Genomic DNA, 15,636 nt, shown 5'->3' with positions numbered 1-15,636 from the left:
TGTTTCAGTGTTTTTTCTAGATATTCTGCACTTTCGGTGATTTCTATTTCTAACTGACGTGCCATTTTGCTGCTGTCCGACTTACCCTCAACTCTCTATTATATGCAAGCTCAATGTAAATTGATATAACAGCAATTAGCTTTGCAGCCAGAAATCAATTACTGCTACTGCGATGCCTGCGGCGGGCGTAGCCATCGCACTTTCGGGAAACTTTCGAGGCGATCGCTCAAATCCAAACCCTCAACAAACCAGAGAAAGCAAGGGGCTAAAATCCTTCGTATACCAAAAAATTTCTCTGTTTATCTTCCCTATAGCAACTTCCGTCTTCCTTGCAGCAATTTCCGCCTTTACATTTCCGTGTTTCGCGCAGTCTGTAGCAACTTCCGCCATCACGTTTGGGTGTTTCGCGCAGTCTGTAGCAGCTTCTGCCTTAAGAGTAGCAACTTCCGCCTTCACGTTTGAGTGTTTCGCGCAGTCTGTAGCAACTTCCGCCTTCACGTTTGGGTGTTTCGCGCAGCCTGTAGCAGCTTCCGCCTTCACGTTTGAGTGTTTTGCGTAGCCTGTAGCAGCTTCCGCCTTTAATATAACGCGAGTTTAATTACTGCGATCGCATACATCACCAGCCAAAATTACTGATTTGGCTTTGTTTGGAGAGCGATACCTTCTCTACGAGACGCTACGCGTAGCTTGCTTCCCCGTAGGGGTACGGTAGGCTTTGCCAACGCAATTGGATTACTCTTGTACCAAGTAAAAGTGCGATGCCTACGGCGGGCTGCGCCTACGCATCCCAAATGCAAAGCTGAATCAACAGCTTGCCAGTTCTCTAAGTTACGACAAAAATCTTCTACCTAACTATTTGTCATAGTAAATAGAACGACATCATCAGAATCAGAAGCAAGTTTACAACCTCGCCGTAAAGTTATTTCGGTAGCAGTCACAGGTACTTTAGTGACAATAATAGTTTTCGTTTTTAACGTTTATGTAATTCGTAATCTCTCTACAATCAGCAAAACTTACAACGGGCTGGAGTTGCGATCGTTGTTCTGGTGGCATCTAGCGATCACCTACCTGATTTACTTCCATTGATACCCAGCGTTGGCAGTATCCTAGCAACGATCGCTCCAGGTGTGGTTATTGAAATCAAAGATTTGTGTAGAGTTCTTGCACTAAAGCATCCATTTCAAGCTTCTTTTAATCTTGGGTTCCTGAAACCATTATCAAATTATTCGTTGTATTCGGTTGGAGTTCTCTAGGATGTTCTGTTTGAATGAATTCATCAAACAATTTGAAAAACTGATCTAGTGCAGTGTGTTCATCTTGGGAAAAAAATAAAATAATCTGATCCCAAGTCTGATTGGAAGTTAAATTAAATCTCTGCTGAATCCAGGTTTGAAATTCGGAAAATTGCTGTTCTTGTTGTGTTTGAGGGATTCCTATCTGGCGACGAGCAAAGCAGTAACCTGCTAGAAAAGTGCGGAGGTTGGATATACAAGCTCGTCCCAAATACATGGCAGGACGTTTCTGTATATTGTGGATTAGGTCATACAAATCAACCATCTGTCCCTCCAACTTAAAATTTGGTTTCGGTGATTTGGAAATTGCCGCCTAAATCTTGGGCAGGGCAGTATAGATTATTAATCCAGTCTACTCTGGAAATTCCTTCGGGATCTATGTTGTCAAAAATGAGTTCTTGTCCATCAATTTCAACGGCAATCGCTTCATGCCGCCCATTAATGGAAATGTTTTGTCGGAGGCGTTCATGGTAGATATTGCAAAAAGGATCTTCTGTGCTACCTGTGAACAGGCTAACCTGTTTACCAGAAATGTTTTGAACAATGAGGAATTGGCGCAGGGCGATCGCACAAAGAACACATTCAAAAATCTGGAATTGTGCAGCAATCGCACTCAGTTGACTATGAAGGCTAGCCTTGGTCATGATCTACTTTTGTCAATTTTCCAATGCTAGCCATTAGTGCGCGATCTCTTTAGGGACTTCCAAATAAAAAAATACCCAAAAAACTGGCGAAAAAACTCTCTTCTCCTCATTCCTCTGTGTCGCGCCAGTTGCTTCAAGTCGGGGAACCCGCCCAACGCACTGGCTTCTCTGTGCCTCTGTGGTTCCTTTATTTGAGTAATTTATTTCTTGGAAGTCCCTTATACAATAACTCTATTCTTTTTGATGATGAAACCGAATTCCTAGAAAGATGTCATAAACAAACTCAAAAAAGTCTTTTTTCTGCAACAATCCTGAAGTTTGATAACATCCTTTTTCATCTAACAAGGGCTTCATAACATAGTATGCAGGCTGATAATTATACCAAGGAATAGAAGGCCACAAATGATGAATTAAGTGGTAATTCTGTCCCATAATCAGAATATTGAGAACTTGGTTAGGGTAGACGCGAGCATTTTTCCAGCGATCGCGCTCCGCAAAAGGACGATGCGGTAAATAATCAAAAAATAATCCTAGTGCTATCCCCACCACAAAAGCGGGTATAAACCAAAAATTCAGAATGTAACCTAAAAAGTGGTATTGCACTGATATATAAACAATTACACCAACAATTAAGCGGCTGATAAACCATTCCAATAGCTCATATTTCCGCCAAAGTCGCCTTTGAAAGAAAAACACCTCATGGTACAAAAACCTCACTGCAATCAGCCATAGTGGGCCACCCGTAGAGACATAATGATCTGGATCGTCTTCGGGATGATTGACATGTCCATGATGCTGTAAATGCACGCGCGTAAACACTGGAAAAGCAAAAGCTAGCATCAATGCACTGCCATGCCCTAACATCGCATTCATCACCCGGTTACGATGGGCAGATTGGTGACAAGCGTCATGAATTACCGTCCCAGCACAATGCAAAGCAATAGTGTTAACGCTAAAGCACAGCCAGTGCGGCCATTCCCAAAGCCAGTAACCAAAGTTAGATAACACCAGCATTGCTACAGCTACGAAAAACAGCATTAGCGTGGGATTGAAATCACCAGGAGGCGCTAAAAATTCCTTGGGCGGGATTGTCAGTGGCTTTTGTGCCTCCGATGCGATCATCTCTAACATTGACTCCTTCTTAATCAAACATTACAAATATACGATAAAGATTAGGAAAGAATAAAATTTTGTAAAGTTTTGTATAGCAATATTTATCCACAGCTTTGCATATCAGTAGATGAATAACGCTATGATTCAAGACTTGGACTAGTCTTTACTGATAAGTGGGGTGTGACAATTGGCAAGAAGTTGATGGGATAAACACCTTTGTTAGGAGGATGGATACAAGATTGATGTACTATATCTAGTCTATCCCACAGCCTCCACTCTCCCATAAGCCCTCTCTAACTGCTTATATCTATTGATATAGCAGTGACTGAAAAGGAGATGCCATTTAAGTTACGATGACTTCCCAGATAGCTCCCTAACTTCAGCCCCTATGCAATTAAGAGATTCTCTACGCCGGACAAAAATTGTCGCTACTATTGGCCCCGCCACTAGCAGTCCTGAAATGCTCAAGGCGATTATTGAAGCGGGAGCCACGACGCTGCGGCTAAACTTCTCCCACGGAACTCATGCCGACCATCAGCGTAGTATTCGCTTAATTCGGCAAACCGCCTTTGAACTAAATCAGCCAGTGGCTATTCTCCAAGACTTGCAGGGCCCAAAAATTCGCTTGGGTAAGTTTGACAATGGGTCTATAGTTTTGGCAAAAGGCGATCGCTTCACCTTGACAAATCGTCCAGTTGTCGGTACACAGGAAATTAGTTGCGTCACCTACGATTATTTAGCCGAAGAAGTCCCTGTTGGCGCAAAAATTCTCCTTGATGATGGACGAGTAGAAATGGTTGTGCAGGAGATTAACCGGGACAAAGGGGATTTGCATTGTCGGATCACCGTGCCTGGAAAACTTTCTAACAACAAAGGCGTAAACTTTCCCGGCGTTTACCTGTCAATTAAGGCAATGACCGACAAAGACCGAGAGGATCTGATGTTTGGTCTAGATCAAGGTGTAGATTGGGTGGCACTTTCCTTTGTCCGCAATCCGCAGGACATGATCGAAATTAAAGAACTAATTTCCAGTACAGGCAAGCAAGTGCCAGTGATTGCCAAAATTGAAAAGCACGAGGCCATTGAACAAATGGAGGCGGTTCTGGCTTTGTGTGATGGCGTGATGGTTGCCAGAGGTGACTTAGGGGTGGAATTGCCAGCAGAGGATGTTCCGGTACTCCAAAAGCGGCTAATTGCTACAGCAAATCGCTTGGGAATTCCCATCATCACCGCCACCCAGATGTTAGACAGCATGGTGAGCAACCCCCGTCCCACTCGCGCTGAAGTATCGGATGTGGCAAATGCAATTTTAGACGGCACCGACGCGGTAATGCTCTCCAATGAAACTGCTGTGGGTAGCTTCCCTGTAGAAGCAGTGGCGACGATGGCACGAATTGCCGAGCGTATGGAGCAGGAGGAAGCCCAACACTTAAACTTACGTTCTTCGAGAGATGCCCGGCGCTCCATTCCCAATGCTATTAGTCAAGCTGTGGGTCAAATTGCCGAACAACTAGGCGCAGCGGCAATCATGACCCTAACGCAAACTGGGGCAACAGCTCGCAATGTCTCTAAGTTCCGTCCCCAGACACCAATTTTGGCAGTGACACCCCATGTGAATGTAGCGCGACAGCTACAAATGGTGTGGGGAGTAAAACCCCTGTTGGTGCTAGGATTACCTTCCACTGGTCAGACATTTCAAGCTGCGATCAACGTGGCTCAGGAGCTTAAATTGCTGTCTGAGGGAGATTTAGTAGTAATGACGGCTGGCACACTCCAGGGAATTTCCGGCTCCACAGATTTGATTAAGGTAGAGGTGGTAACGGCAATACTAGGTCAGGGAATTGGACTGGGACAAGGTTCAGTTAGTGGTCGCGCACGGGTGGCTAATACTGGTATGGATGTTAGTAACTTTAATCCTGGAGACATATTAGTTGCACCCCGCACTAGTGCCGATTTTGTCGAGGCAATTCGTAAAGCTGCCGGGATTATTACTGAAGAGGAAAGTCTTACAAGTCACGCAGCAGTCATTGGCTTGCGTCTCGGTGTGCCAGTGATTGTCGGCGTGAAGCAGGCAACGCAGGCGATTCGGGATGGGGCCATTATAACCCTGGATCTGCAACGGGGTTTGATTTACTCAGGGGCGGTGAGAACGGCTTAGAACTAGGGACAGAAGAAGGGAATAGGGTACAGGTTACAGGGGACAAATTATTCTCTGTCACCTGTCACCTCTTCCCTAACCCCCATCCCCAATTACTTTATCAAACAGTTGCGATCGCTACCCCAAGCCATCCAGCAAAGTTTTGCTGCTGTGTGGAGTCAGGATGCTCAACAGGCTTTACCTGATACCGAGTGGGATGTGGTGAGGCGAGGATGATGGAATAAGTACGGAGTTCGTCTTGGTGAAAAACTGCGACTTCAATTTTATCGTTTGGTTGGTAATCTTTCAGGCGATCGCTTAAGCCACCTACCATTAGCTTAATCCCATCAATTGCTAACAACTCATCACCTGCATCAATTCCCCCTATTTGTGCAGGTGAACCAGTTTCCACAAACTTAATAATCTCCCGCCCATTTTCTGTATTTATTCTCACACCCAAGTAAGGTTCTTCCTGCTGATCAACTACCAACTGGAAGCCAAAGGGTTCTAAATACTGATTCAAGGGCAAATCGTCAGTGCCATCAATGTAGCGTTTAAAGAAATCAGTTAAATCCATTCCTGCTACAGATTCTATAACTTCCTGCAACTGTTGTGGGGTATAGCCAATTTCAGCTTGTCCAAATTGCTGCCACATTTTCAGCATCACGTCATCGAGGGAGCGCTGATTGTCGTGAGTAGAGCGAATCAGTAAATCCAGCAACAACGATACCATTTCTCCCTTTAAATAGTAGGAGATTTGGGAATTACCGCTATTGGCATCTGGGCGATAGAGTTTTATCCAGGCATCAAAACTCGACTCAGAAACGGGTTGTACCTTGCGCCCCGGTGTCATTTCATATCTGGTAATTTCTTTGCCCAAATTATTCAAATACCATTGAACATCATAAATTCCTGCTCGTAAAGGAATTAACAAGTCATAGTAACTAGTAGTGCCTTCACAAAACCATAATGATGGTGTGTAATTTTCTTGGTCGTAATCAAAAACCTCTAATGCTTTTGGGCGAATTCGCTTGACATTCCACAAGTGAAAGAACTCGTGTGCTACCAATTGGATAAAGCGATTGTACTTATCTTGAGCGCGAAATCCAAAACGCTGGTAAATTAAGGAGCAAGAGTCCTTATGCTCCAAACCGCCAAAAGCTTGGCTAAATAAATGTAGTAGAAACACATATCGTTTATATGGCAAACCGCCGAACATCTGCGCTTCTACCTGAATAATTTTTTGAATATCAGCAATCATCTGCTGGGCTTGGAGATTTCCTTGCCCCCAGATTGCCAGTTCATGGGGTTTTCCCAAAACCTCAAAATTATACAATTGGTGGCGACCAATCTCAAAGGGAGCATCAACAAGAGTATCAAAATCGCCAGCCAAGAAAGTATTTGTTTCCTCACCAACGGGTGGCAAGGCAGTTGTTATCTTCCATTCCGGGCGTGGTGGTACGATGGTAACGCGAATAGGTTGGTTCTCCCAACCCGTTATTCTAAAAAATAGTGCCGCACCGTTAAAATAACCGTGGGTAGCATCTAAGTGATTTGTCCGTACCGATAGCTCATTCGCAAAAATGCGGTAACGTATAGTTAATTCTGAAACAGCCTTTTTGTCTACTTGCCAGTGATTTTTACTGATCTTCCGCCAAGGTAAAGGCTTATTCTCTGCAAAAGCCCCAAAATCCTGTAAATTCTTGGCGTATTCCCGGACTAAATAGGAACCGGGTGTCCACACCGGTAGTTTTAAATCGAGAATCGGCGAGGGGTAATCGACAAGGTGTAAAGTCACCTCAAACAGATGGGTTTCTGGTTGGGACATTGCCACCAGGTAATGAATCGTTGGCCTGGTTTCCTGGAAGTGGGTATTGGGACGAGTTGCTGTTGCTTCAGTCATCTTGTGTGCTGAGTTAATACTCAATGGTTAATGGGATTGGTGATTTCTCCTATCATGACAAATTCGCCTTTTAAGTTTTGACTTCAAATCGAGACGGCGGCTATTTGCTGCGGCTGGTAGTCAGAACCAAGTTTGTTGGCACAAAACCCAGTATCCCGTACTTGATTTGGTTCAATTGTTTTTCCCCAATCCAAAGGAGCCACTACATACTGTATCGCTCCTTGCTGTTTAAAATCTGCGTTCCAAAAGTTATTAATCTTAGCTTGATTCATCTTAAATGCAAGTTGCCAGTTGTTAACCTTGGTATTACCCTGATTTGTAATTTTGAAGCTGACACAAAATCCACTTTCCCAGTTGGAATTGATGTCAGTAGTGACTTTTAGTAGGGCAATATTAGTAGTAGATGGGGAGACAGAAAGAGTAGGAGTTGGGGAGATAGAAGGAGTAGTACATGGGGAGACAGAAGGAGTAGGAGTTGGGGAAGCAGGAGGATTACTCGGTTGATCTGGCGGTTGAACTTGTACAGATGAGAGCAGTTGGGATAGTAATTGCTGCTTGGGTAGATTAACACTTTGCCAATCATCTAGTAAAATTCCGCCTGTATCACTACTATCAGGATTCCAACTCCAGTAAGTAAAGCTCAAGTTATTTTTTTGAATGTATTTCACCAACTCATTTTGCCAAATTCCTTCTTTGGAATTTAAGTCTACTTCCCGTCCCCCAAACTCCCCAATCAAGATGGGAGCAATATTCTGACTAGCGATATAGTTAAATCCTATTTGCCAGCGCTCAATCAGATTCTTAGGAAAGTTAGAAGCAGAAAAGTAGGGCTGATTGTACACCCCAGCGCCGTACTCATGAGGAGAATAGACTAGCTTATTAGAACGAGATAAACGTACTGGATAGCGTTTCACACCTTCTAAATTTCCGCCATGCCAATGCTGTGGCAGTTTTTGACCGGGGACATTCTTTTCCACTCCTTCAACAACAATTAGCCAATTAGGATTAACGCTCAGAATCGCATTGCCTGCACGTTCTGCTGCTAGTCGCCAGTCAGTACTTATATTGTTATCACCCCAGCTAGCTTTCCCGTAAGGTTCATTTTTTAAGTCTGCGCCAATAACGTTAGTTTGATTCTTGTATCGGATTGCTAACATTGTCCAAGTATCGATCCAGTCTGCTTCCGTAAAACCGTCTCCATACCACAATTCTGGAATTTGCAGGTCGTTGAGGCGGTGGCTGTCGAGCAGAATTAGCAATCCTTGACGTTCTGCCTCCTGAATAACTAAGTCCATTACCTCCAAGGGGGTTTTACCTTCAAGTTCTTGGTTGCTGCCAATTCCAAAGTCAATGCCACTTACATCAAGCGATCGCAATGCTGCCACAGAATAAGGTAACCGGATGACGTTATATCCTAAATTTTTAATCTGTGCCAGCATTTCTTTATAATCTCGTTTCCATAAACCGTGAGGGGCGTGTGTATCAGTTTCCATACCAAACCAATTAACACCTCTTAGCAATACAACCTTGCCTTTGGCATCCACAATGGTTCTAGCAATTGTTGAAAGTGGTAGCTCTATTGGCGTCGCAGCTCTAGAAGCATCTAAATGAATACTAACAGGTGTTTTAGTTAAAATAATTACTAAAAACACTGTTATACTTAGAAAAAATATCAGTAATTGCTTATGTAATTTCAATGTTCTTGATTTATTTTTATCGACAAATAGCATACTATTATTGCTTTTATTGTAGAAGAATATCTAAATTAAATACGTAAAAATATAAGCAATACTTTTTACTTATAAAAAATATTTACCGTATCTTTACTTAAATAGGATTTTTGTAAAGATAATTTTTATCAGACTATAAATATTTGTAGTCTAATTATAATGCATTCATATTACAGTTTTTTGTATTACTTAATTAACCTTCCATACGTCTGAGCATCCTAGTAATATTAGAGCAATATTTAGCTACTATTGTTTCTGTACCCTAAAAAATTGAATAGTGGAAGTCAATAACGCTGAAAACCTTAATTAGCAATACGTATAAACTTGTATCTAGGTTTTGCATTTCCCTTTATTTAATTTTAGATAGTTTTTTAATTTACAAAAAATTTACGGAATATACTGAGTTCTTCATGCGTTTTCTATTGAAAATATCTCGGATAGAGAATAATTTAGATACTAAGGCAGTACACATATTGAGTCACCGCGAAAACTCTATACAAGCTAGATGTTATAAGCGGTAATTATATCTGCTGCAAGCTACTCATAGTCTTTTATTTTACAAAAGCTTCTGATATGACACTTTCTGCACTGCAAAAATTTTTACTACCACCTGCGATCGCTTCTCTAAGTGTATTTTCTTTAATGTCATTTCCCCTTGCTACACTAGGGGATAAACAAATTGCTATCAAATTCCAAGAAGAACCTATTTTTTATGGCAAACTTAGAGATATTGCTATTCCTTACGTAGTCTTTGCAACAGCACTTAGTATAGGGTCTGGAATTTCAGCACTCGCTTTCTGTGGTTGGCGAAATTCTTCTTCCAAATCAGCGAAAATTCAGCAGGAATTATCTAATTTAGAGCAACACCTACAGCAAAAAGAGACATTACTAAAAGAATGGCAAGTTTCCGAGCCTCGACTGCAAATTTCTGGATTGAGCGCTTTTTTAGATGACGAGGTACCTTTTGACCAAGCTCTCAATTCAAAAAACTCTGCAATAACTGCATCTCAACCTATTGGAGCGCAAATCCCGACGCCAGCGCACACACAACCAGTAAATACTGTACCAAAGGTTGCAACTCAAAAAAATACCACTACCACTATCAGAGATATTGCTGCTACTTCTGCGTTTGCATCTGCCCAAACTTTCCTTGGCTATGCTCAAGAGAATCCCAACAATATCAAAGAAATTGCTGCTGGTGAAGTGAATCAAATAGCAATTATGCCATCAGAATTTGAAGAGTTGCAAAACCAAATTAAAGAGATGATGCTACAGATGCAAGCAATGCAGGAGAATTTGCAACTAACGTCTCAAGCAACAAATACTGAGGTAGAATCCCCAGCTAAATTTCAGATTTACTATAATACTGTCCTTTAAAATCTACTCAAATCAATGCCCACTGAATTGGTGGTTATTGGGTAATTAATATCTGGATGCCAGCGCTCATATTGAGGCTGGTATTCTAGTTTTTATCTATCAAAAAGAGAGCGATTGAGAGCTACAGTACCCCGCCCTCAATCAAGTAAGAAGTAGGGTAGGGGTACATAGACCTAGATAGGATTATTTTATGGGTTTGATACCCATCTTAATTCTCACCTGAGAAACTCTGAAGGAGTTAGATAGGCATTCGTTTGCCTATTTTTAATGGGTGGAGGTAAGGTACTTTTAGAAGCTATAGATTGCGGCGGGATTTGATATCGGTTTCCCCAACCACCGTTCAAGTCTTCGGGTTGCCGACGAGGTGGTATTGTTTTCCCCGTAGGTATGGGTATTGTTAAGGTTTGGCTAACTTGTAAATATTTTTCACCTTCGTTAGTAAAGCGAATCAACTTGCTTTCAAGCTTTTCAAGCTGTTGATTTTCTAACTTCAACTTTTGAGAGTTTTGATTATTTGGCTGTTCCGACTGAGTAGCAGGATCGAAAATAGCTACAAATGTAACGCCACCTTCTGGAAATAGTCGTATTTGTGCTGGATTTGCTTGCCAGACTTCTTGGAAACTACCATCGGGTGAAACTTGCCACAGATTCAGCGCAGCCTCCCATTTTCCCTGTTTCACTTCCACAATTTGACGAGCCAAAATTGAACGGTTAGTATTTGTGTCTGAATTCAGTAAAGCTTCTGTTTGTCCTGATACTGGACGCAAATAACGCACAGCGGCCACTGTAATCTTGCTAGATTCGGGCAGATTGGTACTACCGACGATATTGTATATACCTTTACTTGATATAGGTTGTACATCTCCGATGTTCATCTCCACCTTTTCTTGTGCTTTTTGAACACAGCCATAACTAGCAGCTAAAAGCATTAGGCAAATGGCTGCCTGGAAATTAGTAGGGAATAAAACTTTAAATTTGGCTAAAATAGTCTTTAAATCAAGATTTTGCATGGTAAAAAGTATATTTTTTGGTTTATTTGCAAATTAACTCAGATTTTTACCTATTATGCCCAATTTATTTTTAAAACTAACAAGTTTTATCGACTCTTAATCAATTAATTGAAAATTAAAAATTTTATTCAACCTAGTGGTTAATACTCATTTACTTTGCTAAAGTAGCGACATCTAATAACCTAAATATGTAGTTGTTACCCAACTAGGCTGATGAGGCAAACAGTACTCGATTGTTATAAATTTACTTTTCCAAGCCAGTACCACAAGGTTTATCCACTGCTTTGTACTGTCGCCGTCTCGATTTGCTGGGTACTGGCAGTGAGCGAAAAATCTTCAGCTCAAGTCAACCCATCTCAGCTAAAGACTATTGACTACCAATTGGGTTTAGCAGAACCGCTACCAGTGCCTAAATTACCCGTCAATCAGAGTCAATCTCAGTCAGGGTCGCAAACATTGCCTCTTGCACGTGTAACGACTGGTGTAGCAGTTGCACCGATCGCTAATCCAGTGTTGAAAGTTGTGGAACCCAAACCAGTCAACGATCTCCAACAGATGGAGAGTGTCTTCATCCAGCAGCAGGTAACTGGAAAAGCCCCGGCAGCAGCACGTAGTTCTGTTGCACCACGAGTGGCAGCAGGTGGGGACACTTCTGACCTTAATTTAGGATTGCAGGGACAGACGAACGGCTCAAAGCCATCACTCGCCAACTTGCCTGCAACGCCAGAATCAACTGCACCAGGAGCAGCACCAACTTTTAATCAACTACTCAGTTCTCAAACAGCCCCCCTGTCACCACTTCCCAACTCGGCTGCAACGCAAGAATTCACAGCACCAGGAGTAGCACCAACTTTTAATCAACTACTCAGTTCTCAAACAGTCCCCCTGCCACCACTTCCCAACTTGCCTGCAACGCCAGAATTCACTGCACCAGCAGCACCAACTTTTAATCAACAATTACTCAATCCACAGACAACACCATCAGTCCTTAGTACGACTCCCACTCCAAGCACAGCAGTGCCAGTTACCCCATCGATAACTACTCAACAACGCCGCCAGCTCCCTAGCAGTAGTTTAAGGGAACCCTCTTTACAATTCCAAGGAGTTTATATTAACCAAGGTGGCGACACCTCAGCACGGGCGAGAGTCACTGGAGTCTACCCACTGTCTCCTCAAGCTTTGATTGGGGCAACCCTGGACTTAACAAGCCAAGGCAGCAACGGCAACTTGGATGACTCCCGAAACGATGGTTTGAACGTCAATGAGCTTTATTTGGCGACTTCACTAGCAGGAGTACCTAATCTGCGGTTTGTGATCGGTCAAATAGATTTAACGTCTTATTTTGATCGCAACAGCTTTGCTAAAGATGGAGCCAGTCAATTCTTTAATCCGGTGTTTCAAACTAACCCAGCACTGGCGGCGACAGGGATTAGTTCACGCACTGGTTTGTTAGCTGATTGGAGTGTCACCGACAATATTGAAGCGAAAGCGGCAGTCTTTTCATCAGCAGACAAAATTGGTGACTTTTCTTTAGATGGATTTGCTGGCGAAATCGGCATCCGTTACGGCAATGCAATTATTCGTGGTACTTATGCCAGCGATCGCGACGCTGGTGTTGGTGATAGCTTCCTTGAAAGCTATAGCATTGCCAGAGGTAACAATCAATTTGGCCCTGATAAAAACGATCGCGAAGAAGCATACGGCCTCAACGCCGAAGTTTTTATTCCCAATCTGAAATTAGGTTTATTTGGGCGCTATGGTCGCTACGAAAACCGCACTTTAGGAGAGGGTGCAAATACTTACGTCTTGGGAGCTAGTTTTGTGGATCTGTTTACCCCAGATGACCGGGTAGGAATAGCCTATGGACGCGCTCTCTCTAACGATCGCCTGCGTCGTGGAGAGCGTCCTGATGTATTGGAAATGTTCTATGATTTTAAATTTCTTGACAATCTACGGCTAGGCTTTTCAGTTCAAGCGCGTGATGATTTCTCAGAAACAGTCTTCGGTATCAGGGTGAAATCAGAATTTGATATCACTCCCAGAGGGAGAATTACTCAATGAGTCAAAACAATATAGATAAAAGGCAAAAGGGAAAAGCTAAAAAAATTAAATATCGTTCTCTTTTTACTTGTTCATTTTTCCTTTTTACTTACTTGCTAACTGTGCCACCTTTGGTCAGCATTGCCCCTGCTCAAGCACAGAGCTTATCAACATCGGCACAAAAGGGTTTTGCATTCTTAAAAAAAGGCTTGATTAATGATGCGATCGCAGCCTTTCAGCAAGCCCTTAAAAGTCAACCGCAATCTTCGCAAGTTAGGTTAGGATTAGCGATCGCTTATCGCAAAGCCGGACGTATTCCCGAAGCTTGGAGTGCTTATCAACAAGTACTGGCGGCAGACTCCAACAACCAACTAGCTTTAAAGGCGGTTGGTCTATTGGCTACTTATCGTCCTGAGTGGAACTTAAAAGGAATTGAGGCTCTAACAACTTTATTAGAGTTAAATCCTAACGACTCAGAAGGTCGTCATTACCGTGCTCTACTCTACTCTTATCAAGGACGATTAACCGAGTCTCTGGCAGACTACCAAATCGTGCTGAACAACAACCCCACGCCAAAGGCAGTCGTTGATGCAGCTCAAACTTATAGTTACAGTGGGGATTTTCCTAAAGCATTGGAGTTGTTTAACCGCTATCGCTCCACTGGCAAAGCCATTACAGAGTATGCAGCACTAGCCTACGGTCGCACCTTACGAGAAACAGGCAATCCTGGAGGGGCAGTACAGGTGTTAGAAGCGCAGTTGCAGCGCTCCAATAAACTTGACCAGATAGGGTTTGAAACCCGTAAAGAACTAGCTATAGCATACCTTGCCAATCAACAACAAGCTCAAGCTTTGGCGGTTTTAGATGTATTACAAGGAAGGCCAGATGCGATTTTGCCCTTAGCGCGATCGCTCAATGAAATTCGTAAGTACACTAATAACCCCACCCTCACCCAGCAAGTTTTCAATCTCTACCGTCAAGCACTCCAAACCGATCCCAACCCTTCCCCCAAACTACTGCGCGAAGTCGCTGATGTCTTTACTGGGTTCCCCGAAGGACGACAAACAGCACTGCAACTGTATCAACGGGTGGCGTTAGAATTTCCCAACGATCAAAGTCTGGTGGTGCAGCAATTAGCTTTGGAAAATCAGCTAGGTTTACTCGGTAAAAATGACTTGAAACAGCGTTTGGCTACTGCAATACAATCAGCGCCGAGCGATCGCGTCCAGTTGCAACAGCTAGCTAATGCTTTAGTGAACATTGATGTTCCCGACCCAGAATTTTTACCTGTGTACCAAAATCTTTTACAAATGGGGGTTAAGGTACCGTTTTTGAATTTCCGGGTGGCGCAAATCTATGTGCAGCGTCAAGATTTGAATGGTGCAAGGCAAGCTTTAGCAGCTTACACAGCTACCCCCGCAGGTGCTAAAGACCTCGCACCCCAGTTACTAGCAGCAGAAATTGAGCGTCGTGAGGGTAGTCTCGAAGCTAGCGTTCAACGTTACCAAGCTGTGCTTGCTAGCAAGCCAAATAATAGCGATATTATTGATGCTGCTTTGGGCGGACTGGCTGGAGTACGACTGCAACAAAAGCGTTTTGATGAGGCTGTGACAGTTTATGACCAATTGATAGCCCGCAATCCTCAAAATTTGTCGATTCAACTAGGGCGTGCTAGTATCGCCTATCAAGCCAAGCGGATCTCCCAACCAGAAGCAGAGGCAGTTCTCAACAATTGGTTAGCTACACAACCTGCAACCAATACTCCTCCAGAACTCTACAGTTTGATAGGAACGCTGCCTACTGATCCGCAAAAAGAAGCTTTATATAGTTATCTGGTAGAAACTGACCCTAGTTCCATACCACTACAACTGCGCCTATTACAGGTGATAGCAAAACGCAATCCTGCCCAAGCACAAGCGCGGATGAAGCAGTTGATTGCCCGTATTCCTAACACTTCTGATTCATACCAGTTGCAGGCAGAGTTGGCTCGATCTGTAGGTGATTTGAATTTGGCTAGCAGTACCTATGAGAATATTTTGGCGCAGCAACCAGATAACATCGATGCGCTAGCGGCTTTGGGCGGAATTCGCTTTGAACAGCGCCGCTTTGAATCGGCACAGGAGATTTATGCTCAAGTGTTGGCACAAAAACCGGAAGACAAAGGCACACGCCGCACCCTTGCTGGATTGAATGCGATTTTAGATCAGCCTTTGACAGCACTGGCACAGCTAGAACAACTGCAATTAGAAGCAGCCGCAGAAGGAGGAAACGATAACGATGCATCTCGGCAAATACAGCAAATTCAAACAGACTTTCTGCTACGACGAGGATTTCAACCCCCTTGGGAAGATTATCAACGTCGAAACAGAAATTAGCGATCGCTTAAATCT

12 protein-coding genes are annotated in these 15,636 nt (G+C 43.2%); 5 read left to right on the top strand and 7 right to left on the bottom strand.

Annotated features, from left to right (window positions below; genetic code table 11):
- Positions 1 to 240: 240 nt before the first annotated feature.
- Positions 241 to 540: a hypothetical protein gene (locus tag LC653_RS30595; protein ID WP_229498394.1), complete on the bottom strand. Its 300-nt coding sequence runs from the start codon at positions 538 to 540 to the stop codon at positions 241 to 243.
- A 408-nt stretch (positions 541 to 948) separates the two neighbouring features.
- Here LC653_RS30595 and LC653_RS30590 point away from each other — a divergent pair, with 408 nt between their 5' ends.
- Positions 949 to 1,086: a hypothetical protein gene (locus tag LC653_RS30590; RefSeq protein ID WP_229498393.1), complete on the top strand. Its 138-nt coding sequence runs from the start codon at positions 949 to 951 to the stop codon at positions 1,084 to 1,086.
- A 105-nt stretch (positions 1,087 to 1,191) separates the two neighbouring features.
- Here LC653_RS30590 and LC653_RS30585 read toward each other — a convergent pair whose 3' ends face one another.
- The 3 genes from LC653_RS30585 to crtR all read right to left on the bottom strand — a co-directional run bounded on the left by LC653_RS30585 (position 1,192) and on the right by crtR (position 3,058).
- The gene (locus tag LC653_RS30585) at positions 1,192 to 1,557 is read right to left on the bottom strand and encodes a hypothetical protein (protein WP_229498392.1); all 366 of its coding nucleotides are present in this window, start codon (positions 1,555 to 1,557) and stop codon (positions 1,192 to 1,194) included.
- A gap of 13 nt (positions 1,558 to 1,570) precedes the next feature.
- Entirely contained in the window at positions 1,571 to 1,936 is a 366-nt protein-coding gene (locus tag LC653_RS30580) for a papain fold toxin domain-containing protein (RefSeq protein ID WP_229498391.1), read from the bottom strand.
- Between the two features lie 231 nt (positions 1,937 to 2,167).
- Positions 2,168 to 3,058, bottom strand: coding sequence for a beta-carotene hydroxylase (gene crtR / locus LC653_RS30575; RefSeq protein ID WP_229498397.1), 891 nt, complete (start codon positions 3,056 to 3,058; stop codon positions 2,168 to 2,170).
- A gap of 379 nt (positions 3,059 to 3,437) precedes the next feature.
- Here crtR and pyk point away from each other — a divergent pair, with 379 nt between their 5' ends.
- A complete protein-coding gene (gene pyk, locus LC653_RS30570) occupies positions 3,438 to 5,207 on the top strand; it encodes a pyruvate kinase (RefSeq protein ID WP_229498390.1) in 1,770 nt (589 codons plus the stop codon).
- Positions 5,208 to 5,307: 100 nt separating this feature from the next.
- On the opposite strand, the gene LC653_RS30565 is transcribed toward pyk, so the two are convergent.
- Both LC653_RS30565 and LC653_RS30560 read right to left on the bottom strand, forming a co-directional pair.
- Positions 5,308 to 7,089 (bottom strand): M61 family metallopeptidase, encoded by a 1,782-nt coding sequence (locus LC653_RS30565; protein WP_229498389.1) that lies wholly within the window; start codon positions 7,087 to 7,089, stop codon positions 5,308 to 5,310.
- An 83-nt stretch (positions 7,090 to 7,172) separates the two neighbouring features.
- Positions 7,173 to 8,819 (bottom strand): cellulase family glycosylhydrolase, encoded by a 1,647-nt coding sequence (locus LC653_RS30560; protein ID WP_229498388.1) that lies wholly within the window; start codon positions 8,817 to 8,819, stop codon positions 7,173 to 7,175.
- A gap of 573 nt (positions 8,820 to 9,392) precedes the next feature.
- Between LC653_RS30560 and LC653_RS30555 the strand changes: the two genes are divergently transcribed.
- Positions 9,393 to 10,196, top strand: a complete 804-nt coding sequence (locus LC653_RS30555; protein WP_229498387.1) for a hypothetical protein — start codon at positions 9,393 to 9,395, stop codon at positions 10,194 to 10,196.
- A gap of 215 nt (positions 10,197 to 10,411) precedes the next feature.
- Here the strand turns inward: LC653_RS30555 and LC653_RS30550 are convergent, their stop codons facing one another.
- Entirely contained in the window at positions 10,412 to 11,206 is a 795-nt protein-coding gene (locus LC653_RS30550; protein WP_229498386.1) for a hypothetical protein, read from the bottom strand.
- Positions 11,207 to 11,419: 213 nt separating this feature from the next.
- Here LC653_RS30550 and LC653_RS30545 point away from each other — a divergent pair, with 213 nt between their 5' ends.
- Both LC653_RS30545 and LC653_RS30540 read left to right on the top strand, forming a co-directional pair.
- On the top strand, positions 11,420 to 13,267 hold the full coding sequence (locus tag LC653_RS30545; protein WP_229498385.1) for a porin: 1,848 nt from the start codon (positions 11,420 to 11,422) through the stop codon (positions 13,265 to 13,267).
- Positions 13,264 to 15,621, top strand: coding sequence for a tetratricopeptide repeat protein (locus LC653_RS30540; protein ID WP_229498384.1), 2,358 nt, complete (start codon positions 13,264 to 13,266; stop codon positions 15,619 to 15,621). Before LC653_RS30545 ends, LC653_RS30540 begins: the two co-directional genes overlap by 4 nt.
- Positions 15,622 to 15,636 lie beyond the last annotated feature (15 nt).

This window comes from Nostoc mirabile CHAB5784, assembly GCF_020829645.1.
In the GTDB taxonomy this organism is placed as follows: Bacteria; Cyanobacteriota; Cyanobacteriia; order Cyanobacteriales; family Nostocaceae; genus Nostoc; species Nostoc mirabile.
Note: the sequence above shows the minus strand (reverse complement) of the source record. Positions and strands in the feature narration are given on the sequence as shown.

What these genes read in the sequence shown, in the direction of transcription:
- LC653_RS30585 (WP_229498392.1), bottom strand. Translation starts at nt 1,557, where the DNA reads ATGGTTGATTTGTATGACCTAATCCACAATATACAGAAACGTCCTGCC.
- LC653_RS30580 (WP_229498391.1), bottom strand. Translation starts at nt 1,936, where the DNA reads ATGACCAAGGCTAGCCTTCATAGTCAACTGAGTGCGATTGCTGCACAA.
- crtR (WP_229498397.1), bottom strand. Translation starts at nt 3,058, where the DNA reads ATGATCGCATCGGAGGCACAAAAGCCACTGACAATCCCGCCCAAGGAA.
- pyk (WP_229498390.1), top strand. Translation starts at nt 3,438, where the DNA reads ATGCAATTAAGAGATTCTCTACGCCGGACAAAAATTGTCGCTACTATT.
- LC653_RS30565 (WP_229498389.1), bottom strand. Translation starts at nt 7,089, where the DNA reads ATGACTGAAGCAACAGCAACTCGTCCCAATACCCACTTCCAGGAAACC.
- LC653_RS30560 (WP_229498388.1), bottom strand. Translation starts at nt 8,819, where the DNA reads ATGCTATTTGTCGATAAAAATAAATCAAGAACATTGAAATTACATAAG.
- LC653_RS30555 (WP_229498387.1), top strand. Translation starts at nt 9,393, where the DNA reads ATGACACTTTCTGCACTGCAAAAATTTTTACTACCACCTGCGATCGCT.
- LC653_RS30550 (WP_229498386.1), bottom strand. Translation starts at nt 11,206, where the DNA reads ATGCAAAATCTTGATTTAAAGACTATTTTAGCCAAATTTAAAGTTTTA.
- LC653_RS30545 (WP_229498385.1), top strand. Translation starts at nt 11,420, where the DNA reads ATGAGGCAAACAGTACTCGATTGTTATAAATTTACTTTTCCAAGCCAG.
- LC653_RS30540 (WP_229498384.1), top strand. Translation starts at nt 13,264, where the DNA reads ATGAGTCAAAACAATATAGATAAAAGGCAAAAGGGAAAAGCTAAAAAA.